The 14,573-nt window shown below is 73.6% G+C and carries 12 protein-coding genes; 6 read left to right on the forward strand and 6 right to left on the reverse strand.

Features of this window, described 5'->3' with window-relative positions:
• Positions 1 to 19: 19 nt before the first annotated feature.
• Positions 20 to 781, reverse strand: coding sequence for a hypothetical protein (locus ACSMXR_RS31185; RefSeq protein WP_376187080.1), 762 nt, complete (start codon positions 779 to 781; stop codon positions 20 to 22).
• A 198-nt stretch (positions 782 to 979) separates the two neighbouring features.
• Between ACSMXR_RS31185 and ACSMXR_RS31190 the strand changes: the two genes are divergently transcribed.
• Both ACSMXR_RS31190 and ACSMXR_RS31195 read left to right on the forward strand, forming a co-directional pair.
• A complete protein-coding gene (locus tag ACSMXR_RS31190; protein ID WP_376187081.1) occupies positions 980 to 1,357 on the forward strand; it encodes a hypothetical protein in 378 nt (125 codons plus the stop codon).
• Positions 1,358 to 1,523: 166 nt separating this feature from the next.
• Positions 1,524 to 2,996, forward strand: a complete 1,473-nt coding sequence (locus tag ACSMXR_RS31195; protein WP_473170396.1) for an amidase — start codon at positions 1,524 to 1,526, stop codon at positions 2,994 to 2,996.
• Positions 2,997 to 3,025: 29 nt separating this feature from the next.
• Here ACSMXR_RS31195 and ACSMXR_RS31200 read toward each other — a convergent pair whose 3' ends face one another.
• Positions 3,026 to 4,033, reverse strand: a complete 1,008-nt coding sequence (locus ACSMXR_RS31200; protein WP_381909371.1) for a GDP-mannose 4,6-dehydratase — start codon at positions 4,031 to 4,033, stop codon at positions 3,026 to 3,028.
• The gene (murG, locus tag ACSMXR_RS31205; protein ID WP_473170397.1) at positions 4,030 to 5,181 is read right to left on the reverse strand and encodes an undecaprenyldiphospho-muramoylpentapeptide beta-N-acetylglucosaminyltransferase; all 1,152 of its coding nucleotides are present in this window, start codon (positions 5,179 to 5,181) and stop codon (positions 4,030 to 4,032) included. Before murG ends, ACSMXR_RS31200 begins: the two co-directional genes overlap by 4 nt.
• Before the next feature lie 64 nt (positions 5,182 to 5,245).
• On the opposite strand from murG, the gene ACSMXR_RS31210 reads away from it, so the two are divergent.
• From ACSMXR_RS31210 to ACSMXR_RS31225, 4 genes are all read left to right on the forward strand, one after another.
• The gene (locus ACSMXR_RS31210) at positions 5,246 to 5,968 is read left to right on the forward strand and encodes a response regulator transcription factor (protein WP_170994644.1); all 723 of its coding nucleotides are present in this window, start codon (positions 5,246 to 5,248) and stop codon (positions 5,966 to 5,968) included.
• Complete coding sequence (locus ACSMXR_RS31215; RefSeq protein WP_473170398.1) at positions 5,965 to 7,425, forward strand: sensor histidine kinase; 1,461 nt, start codon at positions 5,965 to 5,967, stop codon at positions 7,423 to 7,425. Before ACSMXR_RS31210 ends, ACSMXR_RS31215 begins: the two co-directional genes overlap by 4 nt.
• 131 nt (positions 7,426 to 7,556) lie before the next feature.
• Positions 7,557 to 9,779, forward strand: a complete 2,223-nt coding sequence (locus tag ACSMXR_RS31220; RefSeq protein WP_137233949.1) for an NADP-dependent isocitrate dehydrogenase — start codon at positions 7,557 to 7,559, stop codon at positions 9,777 to 9,779.
• A 123-nt stretch (positions 9,780 to 9,902) separates the two neighbouring features.
• Positions 9,903 to 11,510 carry a molybdopterin-dependent oxidoreductase gene (locus ACSMXR_RS31225; protein ID WP_473170399.1) on the forward strand — a complete coding sequence of 536 codons (1,608 nt, stop codon included), beginning with the start codon at positions 9,903 to 9,905 and terminating at the stop codon, positions 11,508 to 11,510.
• 69 nt (positions 11,511 to 11,579) lie between these two features.
• Here the strand turns inward: ACSMXR_RS31225 and ACSMXR_RS31230 are convergent, their stop codons facing one another.
• The 3 genes from ACSMXR_RS31230 to ACSMXR_RS31240 form a co-directional block, all read right to left on the reverse strand.
• Positions 11,580 to 12,644 carry a lipoate--protein ligase family protein gene (locus tag ACSMXR_RS31230; RefSeq protein WP_137233947.1) on the reverse strand — a complete coding sequence of 355 codons (1,065 nt, stop codon included), beginning with the start codon at positions 12,642 to 12,644 and terminating at the stop codon, positions 11,580 to 11,582.
• A gap of 83 nt (positions 12,645 to 12,727) precedes the next feature.
• Entirely contained in the window at positions 12,728 to 14,092 is a 1,365-nt protein-coding gene (locus ACSMXR_RS31235; RefSeq protein ID WP_364882860.1) for an MFS transporter, read from the reverse strand.
• Positions 14,093 to 14,201: 109 nt separating this feature from the next.
• Positions 14,202 to 14,552, reverse strand: a complete 351-nt coding sequence (locus ACSMXR_RS31240) for an ArsR/SmtB family transcription factor (RefSeq protein ID WP_473170400.1) — start codon at positions 14,550 to 14,552, stop codon at positions 14,202 to 14,204.
• Positions 14,553 to 14,573 lie beyond the last annotated feature (21 nt).

The following is a 14,573-nucleotide window of genomic DNA, read 5'->3' on the forward strand; positions in this document are numbered from 1 at the left end:
TACGTGAGCTGTGGGCGGGCTACACGGGTTTGATGCTGCGGCCCAGCAGGGCCGTCACGTCCACCGTCTCGTCCGCCGAGGGAGTGGCCGTGGGCACCGGCCGGTCGAAGCCGGAGAAGTCCACGGTCCCTTCCTCGTCGGCGTCGCGCACGGTGATCCGCACCGGGTACGGCGTGCCCTCGGCGGCCACATGGGCCGTCAGCCGCTCGCCGCCCGAGGCGAAGGTCACCGGAACGGCGGGCGCGCCGTTCACCTCGGTCTTCGCGCCCTTCGTCAGGTCGCCCCGGCCGGCGGTGACGTCGTTGTCCGTGATCAGCTCGCGGAAGGTGTCGAGGTCGCAGACCTCGGTGACACTGAGCAGCCGGGGGTCGTCGGCCTTCGCCTTCATGTACCGGCCGTCGAGGATCGCGTCGAAGGTGGAGCCGCCGATCGGCACATGGGTGTTCCAGAAGGCGGCGTCCGGCTTCAGCCAGACGTCGTCGCCGCGCTTCACGATCTCCACCGAACCGTCGTCGCCCATGTCGACCCCGCCGGCGCAGTTCCCCTCGCGGTCCAGGGTGAGGTCCAGGCTCTGGTCCGAGCCGGCTCCGTCGATGCTGCCGCGCGCGCTCAGGTGCAGGGACTTCACATCGAGCAGGGCGTCGCGCGAGCGTTCGACGATCTCCTCGGCGCTCAGTGAGTCGATGTCGTCATCGGCCTGCGCGACCACACCACTCGTCAGGGTGAGGGCTACGGCCGCGGCCCCGGTCGCCGCACGCGCGGCCCAACGGTGTCCGCTCACGTCGCCTCCTCGAAAACGCCCCGGTCAGGGGGTGCGCTCCATGAGAACCGGCACTTTCGAGCGTACGCCGGGAGCGGGGGAGCCGCCCGGCGCGCACACGGAGCGTCAGGAGTGAAGGCGTTTCTCGTTACGGAGGGTGGGCAGAGCTGCGGTGATCCCGCCCGGGATCACCGCGGACACGCACCACGAAGGAGAACCATGAAGCTGTTCACGGGGAAGAGCCCGGCCACGCGGGGCGAGCGGTTCCGGTCGGTTCGGCGGACCGTCGCCGCCACCGCCATGGCGGCCGCGCTGACGGTCCCGGTCACCGCCGTGACCGCGACCGCCGCCCCGGCCGCGATTCCGCCCGGCCTCTCCTGCGACACCGGCAAGCACGCCATCGACGAGTACACGGGCTTCGCGCTCTGTCGTAACAACGGGAGTCAGACGCAGACCTTCTGGGTCCATCTGGTCTGCGGCTGGGCCCCGGACGTCGACGGCAACCACGTCACCCTGAGGCCCGGCGAGTCCGGCCAGTCCACCGCCCACTGCGGGAAGATCGGCACCGGAATCGGCGAGATCCACGTACGCCCGTGACACCGGGGCCGTAGCGCCGTAGCGGCCCACGGCCGCCGCAGCCCGAACGGCCGGAACGGCCGCACCGGTTGAGCGTGCCGCCTCCTCTCGTTACCCTCCAGTAAGTAGCCGTGGGCGCAGCCGGGACGACCGGCCGGCCCCGCGACACGAGGGAGGCGGCACGCCCATGTCCTCAGCGGAGCCCACCGAGCAGACCGGCCCGGCCGTACGGGAAACCGGTCGCGCACCCCGCACGGCCGCCCCCGCCGGGCCGCCGCTGCCCGGGCTCGCGGAGAGCGTCCGCCGGCTCGCCGACGCCACCACCACCTCCACCGCGCTCGTCGCCGACGCCCTCGCCCGCATCGAGGCCACCCGGCCCACCCTCAACGCCTTCCGCCACCTGCGGACCGAAGCCGCCCTCGCCGAGGCGGCGGAGGCCGACCGCAGGCTCGCGGCGGGGGAGCGGCTGCCCCTGCTCGGCGTGCCGGTCGCCGTCAAGGACGACACCGATGTGGCGGGCCTGCCCACCCACTTCGGCTGCGACGGCGAACTGCCCCCGGCCGTGTCGGACAGCGAGGCGGTCCGTCGGCTGCGCGCCGCCGGAGCCGTCGTCGTCGGCAAGACCAACTCCTGCGAACTGGGCCAGTGGCCCTTCACCGAAGGACCCGCCTTCGGCGCCACCCGCAACCCGTGGAACACCGCGCACACCCCGGGCGGCTCCTCCGGCGGCTCCGCCGCGGCCGTCGCCGCCGGACTCGTCCCCGCCGCCCTCGGCTCGGACGGCGCCGGATCCGTGCGCATCCCCGCCGCCTGGACGCACCTCGTCGGCATCAAACCGCAGCGTGGCCGGATCTCCGTCCACCCGCACAGCGACGCCTTCCAGGGGCTCACCGTGAACGGCCCCCTCGCCCGTACGGTCGCCGACGCGGCCCTGCTGCTGGACGCCGTCGCCGGAGCCCATCCCGAGGACTTCCACCGCCCGCCCGCCGTACGCGCCGCCGACGCCGCCCGCCGCGACCCGGGCCGCCTCCGCATCGCCCTGGCCTGGCGTCCCCCGCTCACCCTCACCGGCGCCGGCCCGGACCCCGAGGTGCGCCGGGCCGTCGCCGCGCTCGCCGAGACCCTCGCCCGGCTCGGCCACCACGTCGAGGAGGCCCGCCCCCGGTACGGGCTGATCGGCCTCGCCTTCGTGCCCCGCGCCACCGTCGGCATCGCCGAATTCGCCGCCCGCCACCCCGAACCGGCCCTCCTCGACCCGCGCACCCGCAGCGCACTGCGGACCGGGACGCGGCTGGGCGGGCGGGTGGTCCGGGCGGCCAGGGCCCGCGAAGTGCGCCAGCACCGCAGGATCGGCGCCCTCTTCGACTCGTACGACGTCCTCCTCACCCCGACCACCGCCGCGCCGCCGCCCCGGATCGGCACCTTCGACCGCCTCGGCGCCTGGCGCACCGACGTCACGATGGCGGCCGCCTGCCCGTACGCCTGGCCGTGGAACGTCCTCGGCTGGCCCGGCGTGAACGTCCCGGCCGGCTTCACCCGCTCCGGCCTCCCGGTCGGCGCCCAGCTGCTCGGCCCCTCCCGCAGCGAGGAGCGGCTGATCGCACTCGCCGCCCAGCTGGAGGACGACCTGCGCTGGTACGAGCACCGGCCGCCGGTCTGACGGACGGGCGTCCACCCCCTTGGGGGCGCTCAGACCTGGTAGCGCGTCGGCGCGAAGAGGTGCAGATGGTCCGCCACCCAGGCCGAGGTCCGCTCCAGGCCCTCCTCCAGGCCGACTTCGGGCTCCCAGCCCGCCCAGGTGCGGGCGCGGGTGTTGTCGGAGAGCAGGCGGTGCACCTCGCTGCCGGAGGGCCGCAGCCGCGCCGGGTCCACGACGATCTCGGCGTCCCGGCCGGAGGCGGCGATGAGGGCCTTCGCGAGGTCACCGACCGAAATCTCCCGGCCGGTACCGAGGTTGACGCTCTCTCCCAGCGCCCGGTCGCAGTCCGCCAGGGCCAGGAACCCGGCGGCGGTGTCGGTGACATAGGTGAAGTCGCGGGTCGGGGTCAGCGAGCCGAGGCGGATCTCCCGTGCTCCGGAGTGCAGTTGGGCGAGGATCGCGGGGATCACCGCCCGGGCCGACTGGCGGGGCCCATAGGTGTTGAACGGCCGCACGACCGTCACCGGCAGCTCGAAGGCGTGCCAGTGGGACAGGGCCATCATGTCCGCGCCGATCTTCGACGCGGAGTACGGCGACTGCGGCTGGAGGGGGTGGTCCTCGCCGATCGGGGCCGTCAGCGCGGTCCCGTACACCTCACTGGTCGAAGTGTGCAGGAGGCGGCGCACGGAGTGGCGGCGGCAGGCCTCGGCGATGTTCTCCGTACCGACGACGTTGGTCCGGACGTACGCGCCGGGGGAGTCGTAGCTGTAGGGGATGCCGATGAGCGCGGCGAGGTGGAAGACGGTGTCGCAGCCCGCCACCGCGTCCATCACGCGGCCCGCGTCGCCGACGTCCCCGGCGATGAACTCGACCGGGCCGTGCGGGTCGTCGAGGTAGCGGGCGAGGTGGCCCTTGTCGGCGTACGGCTTGTAGTGGACGAACGCCCGGACGCGCGCGCCGCGTTCGACGAGCAGGTCCACGAGGGTGGAGCCGATGAAGCCCTCGGCCCCGGTGACGAGGACGGTACGGCCGGTCCAGTCGACGGCGGTGCTGTTCATGAGGTGAACTCCCTTGTGGTGGTGGGGTGTCCGGCGAGGCGGATGACGGTTTCGGCGAGCAGGTCGGCGGCGCGGGCGTGGTGGCCCGGGTCGGCGGCGCGTCCCATCACGGCGAGCCGCGCGGGGTCGGCGAGCAGGGGGTCGATGAGTCCGGCGAGGCGGTCGGGGGTGGTCTCGGCGTCGGGGACGAGGTGGGCCGCGCCCGCGTCGGAGAGGACCCGCGCGTTGTGGGTCTGGTGGTCGCCGGGGGCGTGCGGGTACGGCACGAGGACGGCCGGCACCCCGGTCGTGGCGAGCTCGGCGATCGTGGCCGAGCCCGCCCGGCAGACCACCAGGTCGGCGACCGCGTAGGCGAGGTCCATCCGGTCGAGGTAGGGCACCGCCCGGGCGACGGGCCCCGCCCCCGCGTCGATGAGCTTGTGCCGGGTCTCCGCGAGTGCGGCCGGGCCCGTCTTGATCAGGAGGTGGACGTCCCCGCGGTCCCGCCACCGGGCCGCGAGGCCCACCGCGGCGGCGGTGAGCCGGGCCGCGCCGAGGCTGCCCCCGTTGAAGAGGACGACCCGCGCCCCCTCGGGTATGCCGAAGGAGCGCCGCGCCTCCTCCCGCAGGGCGGGCCGGTCCAGGGCGGCCAGGGACGCGGCGATCGGCATGCCGACGGTCCGCGCCCGCTCGCCGCCCGACAGATGGGCGCGGCTGCCGTCGAAGGCGACGGTGAGGTGCTCGGTGAGCCGGGCGGCGAACTGGTTGGCCCGGCCCGGCACCGCGTTGGACTCGTGGATCACGCTGGGCAGCCCGGCCAGCTTCGCCCCGACGATGGCCGGGGCGCTCGGGTAGCCGCCCATGCCGACGACGACCTGCGCCTTCTGGGTGCGCAGGACCGAGCGGGCCTGGGCCCCGGAGCGCAGGAGCGCGGCCGGGAGGAGGAAGCGTTTCGCGCCGAGCGCGGGGTCGAAGGGGATCATGTCGACGGTGTGCAGCCGGTATCCGGCCGCCGGGATCAGGGTCGTCTCCAGCCCGCGTTCGGTGCCGATGAAGGAGATGACCGCGTCCGGGTCGGCGCGGCGCAGGGCCTCGGCGAGGGCGAGACCGGGGTAGATATGGCCGCCGGTGCCGCCCGCACCGATCACGACGGAGAGTGGTGTGCGCATGGCCGCCACTCTGGGCGGGAGGCTTAAGAGGGTTCTAAGAGTCCGGTTTGGCAGGCTTCGAGGTATGAGCGGTAGAAGCGGTGTGAGTGGCGTGAGCGGCCCGCGGAGTACGGGCAGGATCCTGGTGGCCGAGGACGAGCCGGACGTGCGGGCCGCCGTCGAGGACGGGCTGAGCGTCGAGGGGTACGAGGTCCGGGGCGTCGGCGACGGCCTGGCGGCGCTGTCGGCGGTGGCCGCCTGGGAGCCGGACGCCCTGGTCCTGGACGTGATGATGCCGGTGCTCGACGGACTCGCGGTGTGCCGGAGGCTGCGGGCGATGGAGGACCGGACGCCGGTGCTGGTGCTGACCGCGCTGTCGTCGGTGAGCGAGCGGGTGGACGGTCTTGAGGCGGGGGCCGACGACTATCTGGTGAAACCGTTCGCGCTGGACGAACTGGTCGCACGCGTACGGGCGTTGCTGCGGCGGGCGGCGCCGACCGCCCCGGACGGGGAGCTGGCCTTCGCGGATCTGACGCTGGACCCGGTGACGCGGACCGGACGGCGCGGCGGCCGCCCGGTGGAGTTCTCCCGCACCGAGGCCGCGCTGCTGGAGCTGCTGCTGCGCCACCCGGGGCAGGCGCTGCCGCGCGAGGTGATCCTGGAGCGGGTCTGGGGCCAGGACTTCGGGCCCGACTCCAATTCGCTGGCGGTGTACGTGGGTTATCTGCGGCGGAAGCTGGAGGCGGGCGGCGAGCCGCGCCTCGTCCACACCGTGCACGGGCTCGGCTACCGGCTGGACGTGGCGTGAGCGGGGTGCGGCGGCTGGGCGCCCGCTGGCGGCGCAGGCGGCCGCTGCGGACCCGGCTCGCGGTGGCGGCCTCGGCGGCGGTGGCGCTGGTCGCGGTCGGCGTGTGCGCGGCGGCCTTCTTCGTCATCCGCTACGAGCTGCTGCACCAGCTCGACCTGTCCCTCACCCAGTCCGCGACCCGGGTGATCCAGGAGAACCGGGGCGAGGGTCCGCAGACCGTGGCGGGCGAGTGCCGCTACCTCTCCGCGCCCGCCTGCGCCCAGATCGTCCCGGCCGACCCGGCGGCGGACCCGGACACGGCCCGTCCGCTGCCCGTCTCCACCCCCGTACGGGAGGTCGCGGCCGGGAAGCGGGCCCCGTACTACAGCAACGTCAGCCGCTTCGGGCAGCCGCTGCGGATGCTGACGACCCCCTTCGGGGACGGCCGGGCGCTCCAGGTGGCGCTGCGGGCGGACCCGGTGGAGAAGGGCGTGCGGCAGGCGGCCGTGCTGCTCGCGGCGGTCGGCGGGGCGGGGGTGCTGCTGGCGGGGCTGCTCGGATACGCCGTCTCGCGCACGGGCCTGGCCCCGGTGGCCCGGCTGACCTCGACCGCCGAGCGGATCGCGGCGACCCGGGACCCGCGCCACCGCATCGAGCTGCCGCCGGGCCCGCCGGGCCGCCAGGACGAGGTGACCCGGCTGGCGGCCAGCTTCAACACGATGCTCGGGGAGCTGGAGCAGTCGGTGAGCTCCCAGCGCCGGCTGGTCGCGGACGCCTCCCACGAGCTGCGGACCCCGCTGACCGCGCTGCGCACCAACGCGGAGCTGCTGGCCCGCGGCGACCGGCTGACGCCCGAGCAGCGCGAACGGGCGTCGGGGGCGCTGGGGCGGGGGATCCGGGAGGTGACCGGGCTGGTGAACGACCTGATCGAGCTGGCCCGGGACGAGGAGCCGCTGCCGCTCCTGGAAGAGGTGCGGATCGCGGGGGTGGCGGAGCACACGGTGGCCACCGCCCGCACGCACTGGCCGCGGACCCCGTTCCTGCTGGAGGTGGGGGCGGGTGCGGCGCAGGCGGTCCGACCCGGGGTCCCGGCACGGCTGGCCCGGCTGCTGACGAACCTGCTGGACAACGCGGCCAAGTTCGGCCCGCCGGGCACCCCGGTGGAAGTGGCGCTGAGCGCGTACGGGAGCGGGGGCGAGGGCGGCGACGGGCCCGGGAGCGGCGGCGGGCTGGAGCTGACGGTCCGGGACCACGGTCCGGGGATCCCGGCCGCGGACCTCCCGTACGTCTTCGACCGCTTCTACCGGGCCGAGACGGCGCGCGCCCTGCCCGGCTCGGGCCTCGGCCTGGCGATGGCCCGGCAGATCGCCCGCGCGCACGGGGCGGAGCTGACGGCGGGGGCTGCGCCGGGCGGCGGGGCGCTGTTCACGCTGACATTCGGCCCCGAGGGCCCACCGGGCGGCTCTCACTCGCCGTGAGCGCACAGTCACGGCCCGCTCGCCCGCCCGGCGGCCCGGCCACGAAGCCGTGCGGGGCCCTTGTGGAGCCCGGCACGGCGAAGAGATATCTTGATGTCAAGCAATGTTGCAGACGTGGAGCGGAGCACCCGGTGACTGACTCGACCATCATCTATACGCACACCGACGAGGCCCCTGCCCTGGCGACCTACTCGTTCCTGCCCGTCGTCGAGGCCTACGCCTCGACCGCAGGCGTCACGGTCGAGCGCCGTGACATCTCCCTCGCGGGCCGGATCATCGCCAGTTTCCCGGAGCACCTCAAGGCCGAGCAGCGTATCGATGACGCGCTCGCCGAGCTCGGCGAGCTGGCCAGGACGCCCGGCGCGAACATCATCAAGCTGCCGAACATCTCGGCGTCGATCCCGCAGCTCAAGGCCGCCATCGCCGAGCTCCAGGAGCAGGGCTACGCGCTTCCGGACTACCCGGACGACCCGCAGACCGACGCCGACAAGGACGTCCGCGCCCGGTACGACAAGATCAAGGGCAGCGCCGTGAACCCGGTCCTGCGCGAGGGCAACTCCGACCGCCGCGCCCCCGCCTCCGTCAAGAACTACGCCAAGGCCCACCCGCACCGCATGGGCGCCTGGTCGGCCGACTCGAAGACGAACGTCGCCACCATGGGTGTCGACGACTTCCGCTCCACCGAGAAGTCCGCGGTCATCGCCGAGGACGGCTCGCTCCGCATCGAGCTGCACGGCGACGACGGCACCACCACCGTGCTCCGCGAGTCCGTACCCGTCCTCAAGGGCGAGGTCGTCGACGCGGCCGTCCTGCGCGTCGCCGCGCTGCGCGAGTTCTTCACCGCGCAGGTCGCCCGCGCCAAGGCCGAGGGCGTGCTGTTCTCCGTGCACCTCAAGGCCACCATGATGAAGGTCTCCGACCCGATCATCTTCGGCCACGCGGTCCGCGCCTTCTTCCCGAACACCTTCGCCAAGTACGGCGAGCAGCTCGCCGCCGCCGGCCTCACCCCGAACGACGGTCTGGGCGGCATCCTCAAGGGCCTGAACTCGCTGCCGGACGTCGGCGCCGAGATCCAGGCGTCCTTCGAGGCCGAGCTCGCCGAGGGCCCCGCCCTCGCGATGGTCGACTCCGACAAGGGCATCACCAACCTGCACGTCCCCAGCGACGTCATCGTCGACGCCTCGATGCCCGCCATGATCCGCACCTCGGGTCACATGTGGGGCCCCGACGGCAACGAGGCCGACACCATCGCCGTCCTCCCGGACAGCAGCTACGCCGGTGTCTACCAGGTCGTCATCGACGACTGCCGCGCCAACGGCGCCTTCGACCCGGCCACCATGGGCTCGGTGCCCAACGTCGGTCTGATGGCGCAGAAGGCCGAGGAGTACGGCAGCCACGACAAGACCTTCGAGATCCCCGCCACCGGCACCGTGCGCGTCGTCGACACGAACGGCGCCGTCGTGCTGGAGCAGGCCGTGGGAGCCGGCGACATCTTCCGGATGTGCCAGACCAAGGACGCCCCGATCCAGGACTGGGTCAAGCTCGCCGTCACCCGCGCCCGCGCCACCGGCAACCCGGCCGTGTTCTGGCTGGACGAGGGCCGCGCGCACGACGCCAACCTGATCGCCAAGGTCACCACGTACCTCGCCGACCACGACACCGACGGCCTGGACATCTCGATCAAGACCCCGGAGGAGGCCACCGCCTTCTCCCTGGAGCGCATCCGCCGCGGCGAGGACACCATCTCCGTCACCGGCAACGTGCTCCGTGACTACCTCACCGACCTCTTCCCGATCCTGGAGCTCGGCACCAGCGCCAAGATGCTCTCCGTCGTTCCGCTGATGAACGGCGGCGGTCTGTTCGAGACGGGCGCGGGCGGCTCGGCCCCCAAGCACGTCCAGCAGCTCGTCAAGGAGAACTACCTGCGCTGGGACAGCCTGGGCGAGTTCCTGGCCCTCGCGGTCAGCTTCGAGCACCTGGCCACCACCACGGACAACGCGCGGGCCCAGGTCCTCGCCGACACCCTGGACCGGGCGACGGGCACCTTCCTCAACGAGGACAAGTCCCCGAGCCGTCGCCTCGGCGGCATCGACAACCGCGGCAGCCACTTCTACCTGGCCCTCTACTGGGCCCAGGAGCTGGCGCAGCAGACCGACGACGCCAAGCTCGCCGAGGCGTTCGCGCCGCTCGCCAAGACGCTGGCCGAGCAGGAGGAGACCATCGTCGCCGAGCTGATCGCGGTGCAGGGCTCCCCGGCCGAGATCGGCGGCTACTTCCAGCCCGACCCGGCCAAGGCCGAGGCGGTCATGCGTCCGTCCGCCACGTTCAACCAGGCCATCGCGACCCTCGGCTGACCTGATGGGGGCGGACCCGTCCGCCCCACCGTTCCGCCCCGGCGGGCCCCGTGCCCGCCGGGGCGGTCCGCGTTCACGGGGCCGTACGGGTGAAGGACCAATCCGCCGCTCCCACGGCTCCGAATGACGACCGTGAGGATCACCCGGACAGCACTGACCCGCGGCACGCTCGCCGCCCTGAGCGGACTGCTCGCGGGATTCGCCTCGCTGGCCTTCGCCGAGCTCGTATCGGCGGCCGTCAGGCCCGAGGCGAGTCCCGTGACAGCGGTCGGCGGAGCGGCCATCGACCGGACGCCCGCCGGTGTGAAGGACTGGGCGATCCGGACCTTCGGCGAGGACGACAAGCTCGTCCTGCAACTCGGCATCGTCGCCACACTCGCCCTTCTCGCCCTGGCCGTCGGCCTGTTGGCGCTGCGGCACCGGCGGACCGGCGCCGCCGCCGTCCTGCTCTTCGGCGTGGTCGGCACGGCGGCCGCCGTCAGCAGGCCGGACTCCACCGGCCTCGTGGACGGGCTGCCGTCGCTGCTGGGCGCGGTCGTCGGGGCCGTCCTGCTGTACGTCATCATCGGCCGCCTCAACGTCCCGCACCGCGACGCCGGTCAGGAGCCCGGGCAGGACAACGAGCAGGCGGACGAGGCCGGTTGGGACCGGCGCGGCTTCCTGGTCGCCGCCACCGCCGCGGCCGCCGCGTCCACGGCGGCGGGCGCGATCGGCCGGACGCTGAACGGCCGCAGCAGCCGCGACGCCGTCGCCTCCCGTGAGTCCGTGAAGCTGCCCGCCGCCGCCTCGCCCGCGAAGCCGACCCCGGCCGGCGCACGGCTGCGGATCCCCGGCATCAGCGCGTTCACCACCCCGAACGACACGTTCTACCGGGTGGACACCGCCCTGGTGGTCCCGAAGGTCGACGCGAACGCCTGGCGGCTCCGCATCCACGGCAAGGGCGTACGGCGCGACCTGGAACTCAGCTACCAGGACCTGCTGAACCGCCCGCTGATCGAACGGGAGATCACCCTCACCTGCGTCTCCAACGAGGTCGGCGGCCCCTACATCGGCCACGCCCGGTGGATCGGGGTCCGGCTCGCCGACCTGCTCAAGGAGGCCGGGGTGAAGCCGCCGTCCCGGGGCGGACCGGCCGACCAGATCATCGCCCGGTCCGTCGACGGGATGACGCTCGGCACCCCCGTCGAGGACGTCATGGACGGCCGGGACGCGATGCTCGCGGTCGGGATGAACGGCGAACCGCTGCCCTTCGTCCACGGATTCCCGGTGCGCATGCTCGTCCCCGGCCTGTACGGATACGTCTCGGCCTGCAAGTGGATCGAGGACATCGAACTCACCACGTTCGACGCCTACGACCCGTACTGGGTGAAGCGCAAGTGGGCCCGCAAGGCCCCGATCAAGACCCAGTCCCGGATCGACACCCCCAAGCCCTTCGGACGCCCCGAGGCCGGCACGGTCATGGTGGCCGGAGTGGCCTGGGCCCAGCACCGGGGCATCGAGAAGGTCGAGATCCGGGTGGACGAGGGCCCCTGGCGGCCGGCGCAGCTCGCCGAACAGGACACCGTCGACACCTGGCGCCAGTGGTCCTACCCCTGGCGGGCGACCCCCGGCGGCCACACCCTGACCGTCCGCGCCACCGACCGCACCGGCGAGGTCCAGACCGAGCAGCGCACCAAGACCGTTCCCGACGGGGCCAGCGGCTGGCACTCGGTCGTGGTGACCGTCGACTGAACCGGCCGGTCCGTCCGACGGGATCCTCGCCGAACGCCTCGGCGTACGGCACCCGGGGCGGAGGCCCGGCTACGGCACCCGGGCCGTCCACTCCCGGGTGCCGAACTTGGTGCGTACGAGCTCCTCGGCGCGCGCCAGCTCCGCCTCCGTCACGCTTCCCGGGGTGAGGCCGTGGCGCTTGCGGAAGGAGTCGATCATCCGCTCGATGACGATCTGCCGGGGCAGCCCCGTCTGCCGGCGCAGCGGGTCGACGCGCTTCTTCGCGGACCGGGTGCCCTTGTCGGACATCTTCTCCTTCCCGATCCGCAGGACCTCCAGCATCTTGTCGGCGTCGATGTCGTACGCCATCGTCACGTGGTGCAGCACGGCGCCCGGACCGCCGTCCGGCCCGACCATCCGCTTCTGCGCGGCCCCGGCGATCTTGCCGACCTCGGTGGCGATGTCGTTGAGCGGCTGGTACCACGCCTTGATGCCCATGTCGGCGAGGGCTTCGAGGACCCAGTCGTCCAGATAGGCGTAACTGTCGGCGAAGGAGAGGCCCGACACCAGCGACTGCGGAACGGCCAGCGAGTAGGTGATGGTGGAGCTCGGCTCGGCGAACATCGCGCCGCCGCCGGAGATCCGGCGTACGACGTTCACGCCGTGCCGTTCGACGCCCGCCGGGTCGACCTCGTTGCGCAGCGACTGGAAGCTGCCGATGATCACGGCGGGGGCGTCCCACTCCCAGACCCGCAGCGTCGGCGGCCGGAGCCCCGCCGCGACCTCGGCGGTGATCACCTCGTCCAGCGCCATGTGCAGCGCGGGCGACTGCGGGGCCTCGTGGATCAGCTGCCAGTCGTAGTCGCTCCACTCCGTGGCCTGCGCGAGCGCCCGGCGTACGGCGACGGCGACGCCCTCCGCACTCAGCCCCAGCATCACCGTGGAGTCGGGCAGCGCCGCCTCGATCCGGGCCGCGAGCCCGGCCGTGTCGGTGTGGGCCGGGGCGCCCTCCAGCGCCGCGTCGATCGCCAGGATCGCCTCGTCCGGTTCGAGGAAGAAGTCCCCGGCGACCCGGACGTTCCGCAACGCCCCGCCCGCCACCTCCAGGTCCACCACGACCAGCTTGCCGCCGGGAACCTTGTACTCACCGTGCACAGCGCCGCCTCCAGCTCCAGTTCCGTGGCCCGGTTCGACGATGAGCCGGACACACCTGGAGGTAACGCGCGTCAGGGGGCGGATCATCCCCGCCGCGCGGCGCCCGTCCTCCCGGGCCAGCGGTGGTGATGCCGGTCGATGACGTAGTGGTGGCGGTGCTGCCAGCCGTGCGGGCCGCGGAGCGCCTCGGCGAGGTGCGGGTGCCCGGCCGGCAGGTCCCGGTGGACGTGGTCGAGCCGGGTGGGGTCGTGGACGGGCCAGCTCGTGGTGGCGGCCGCCGCCGCGGCCAGGGCGACGGAGCCGAGGACCACGGCGGTGACCGGGAGCCCGGCCCCGGCGGCGAGCAGTCCGGCGAGCGGGTAGGTCAGCAGCCAGCAGCCGTGCGAGAGGGAGAACTGCGCGGCGAAGGCGGCCGGCAGGTCCGCGTCGGTGGCGGAGCGCCGGATGACCCGGCCGGCCGGGGTGAGGACGGCGGAGGAGGCCGCGCCGACAGCGGCCCAGGCCGCCAGCGTCGCGGCCCAGGACCCGGTACTCGGAGCGCGGGCGGTCAGCGCGGCGACCGCGGCCAGGACCAGCGGGAGGGCGAAGGCCGCGGGGAGCATGACGGTGCGGTCGTCGAAGCGGCGCAGCAGGCGCGGCAGGAGCAGTGCGCTCAGCACGGATCCCGCGCCGTACGCGGCCAGCGCGAGGGAGACGGCTCCGGCGGGGCGGTCGAAGTGGTCGCGGACCACGACGACGGTGTTGACGAAGACGATCGCCCCGGCGGAGGCGACCGCGAGATCGAGGGCCAGCAGCGCCCGCAGCCGGGGGGTGACCCAGAACAGCCGGGTGCCGAAGAGCGCCTTGGCGTGGACGCCGCCGGTGCGTTCCACGGGGACGGGCCGGGGGAGGACCACGGACAGGACGAGGGCGGCGGAGGCCAGGAAGCCGACGGTGGTTCCGGCGAACAGCCAGGTGTAGGAGACCAGGGTGAGCAGGCCCGCGGCCAGAGCCGGGCTGAACAGGCTCTCCAGGTCGTAGGCGAGCCGGGAGAGCGACAGCGCCCGGGTGTAGTCGCGCTCGGCGGGCAGGACCTCGGGGACGGTGGCCTGGAAGGTGGGTGTGAAGGCCGCCGAGGCCGCCTGGAGCAGGAAGATCAGTACGTAGATCTGCCAGACCTCGGTGACGAACGGCAGCGCCAGGGCGACCCCCGCGCGCACGAGGTCCATCGAGATCAGCAGCGCCCGGCGGGGTACGCGGTCCGCGACCGCGCCGATCACCGGGGCGATGCCGACATAGGCGGTCATCTTGATCGCCAGCGCCGTGCCCAGGACCGTCGACGCGCCCGCGCCGGCGAGGTCGTACGCGAGCAGACTCAGCGCCACGGTGGCGAGCCCGGTCCCCGTCAGGGCGACGACCTGGGCGGTGAACAGACGTCGGTAGGTGCGGTTGCGCAGTACGGACAGCATCGGTCCCGTCCCGGCCGGCGGCATGGTGCGACCGAACCATCGTAGACAACGCGTGCGTACCTATGCACATGTTTTCGTCACTCCGCTGCGCTCGGCGGGAGGGCGGGGATCAGTCGTGCGGGGGCAGCGCGCCGATCTGGTGGTCGGCGACGTTCAGCGCCTCTTCCACCAGTCGGCGCAGATGCCCGTGGCGCAGGCTGTACACGACCCGGCGGCCGTCCTTGCGGGTGGTCACCAGGCCGGCCAGGCGGAGCTTGGCCAGATGCTGGCTGACCGAGGGCCGCGCCGCGCCGCACGCCTGGGTGAGGGTGCTGACGTCGGCCTCCCCGCGCCCGAGCTGCTCCAGCAGCGCCAGCCGGGTGCCGTCCGCGAGCAGGGTGAGGACCGAGACGGCCGTCGCCAGCCGCTCGGCCCGCTCCTGCGCACCATGTGCACCTGCTTGATGCGTGCTTGCGCTCATGCCGCACATCGTAGGCCGCCG

The sequence above is a fragment of the Streptomyces sp. DSM 106670 genome (assembly GCF_055792845.1).

Bases quoted from the DNA above. Each gene is read 5' to 3' on its own strand.
- ACSMXR_RS31190 (WP_376187081.1), top strand. From the start codon at position 980: ATGAAGCTGTTCACGGGGAAGAGCCCGGCCACGCGGGGCGAGCGGTTC.
- ACSMXR_RS31195 (WP_473170396.1), top strand. From the start codon at position 1,524: ATGTCCTCAGCGGAGCCCACCGAGCAGACCGGCCCGGCCGTACGGGAA.
- ACSMXR_RS31200 (WP_381909371.1), bottom strand. From the start codon at position 4,033: ATGAACAGCACCGCCGTCGACTGGACCGGCCGTACCGTCCTCGTCACC.
- murG (WP_473170397.1), bottom strand. From the start codon at position 5,181: ATGCGCACACCACTCTCCGTCGTGATCGGTGCGGGCGGCACCGGCGGC.
- ACSMXR_RS31210 (WP_170994644.1), top strand. From the start codon at position 5,246: ATGAGCGGTAGAAGCGGTGTGAGTGGCGTGAGCGGCCCGCGGAGTACG.
- ACSMXR_RS31225 (WP_473170399.1), top strand. From the start codon at position 9,903: ATGACGACCGTGAGGATCACCCGGACAGCACTGACCCGCGGCACGCTC.
- ACSMXR_RS31235 (WP_364882860.1), bottom strand. From the start codon at position 14,092: ATGCTGTCCGTACTGCGCAACCGCACCTACCGACGTCTGTTCACCGCC.
- ACSMXR_RS31240 (WP_473170400.1), bottom strand. From the start codon at position 14,552: ATGAGCGCAAGCACGCATCAAGCAGGTGCACATGGTGCGCAGGAGCGG.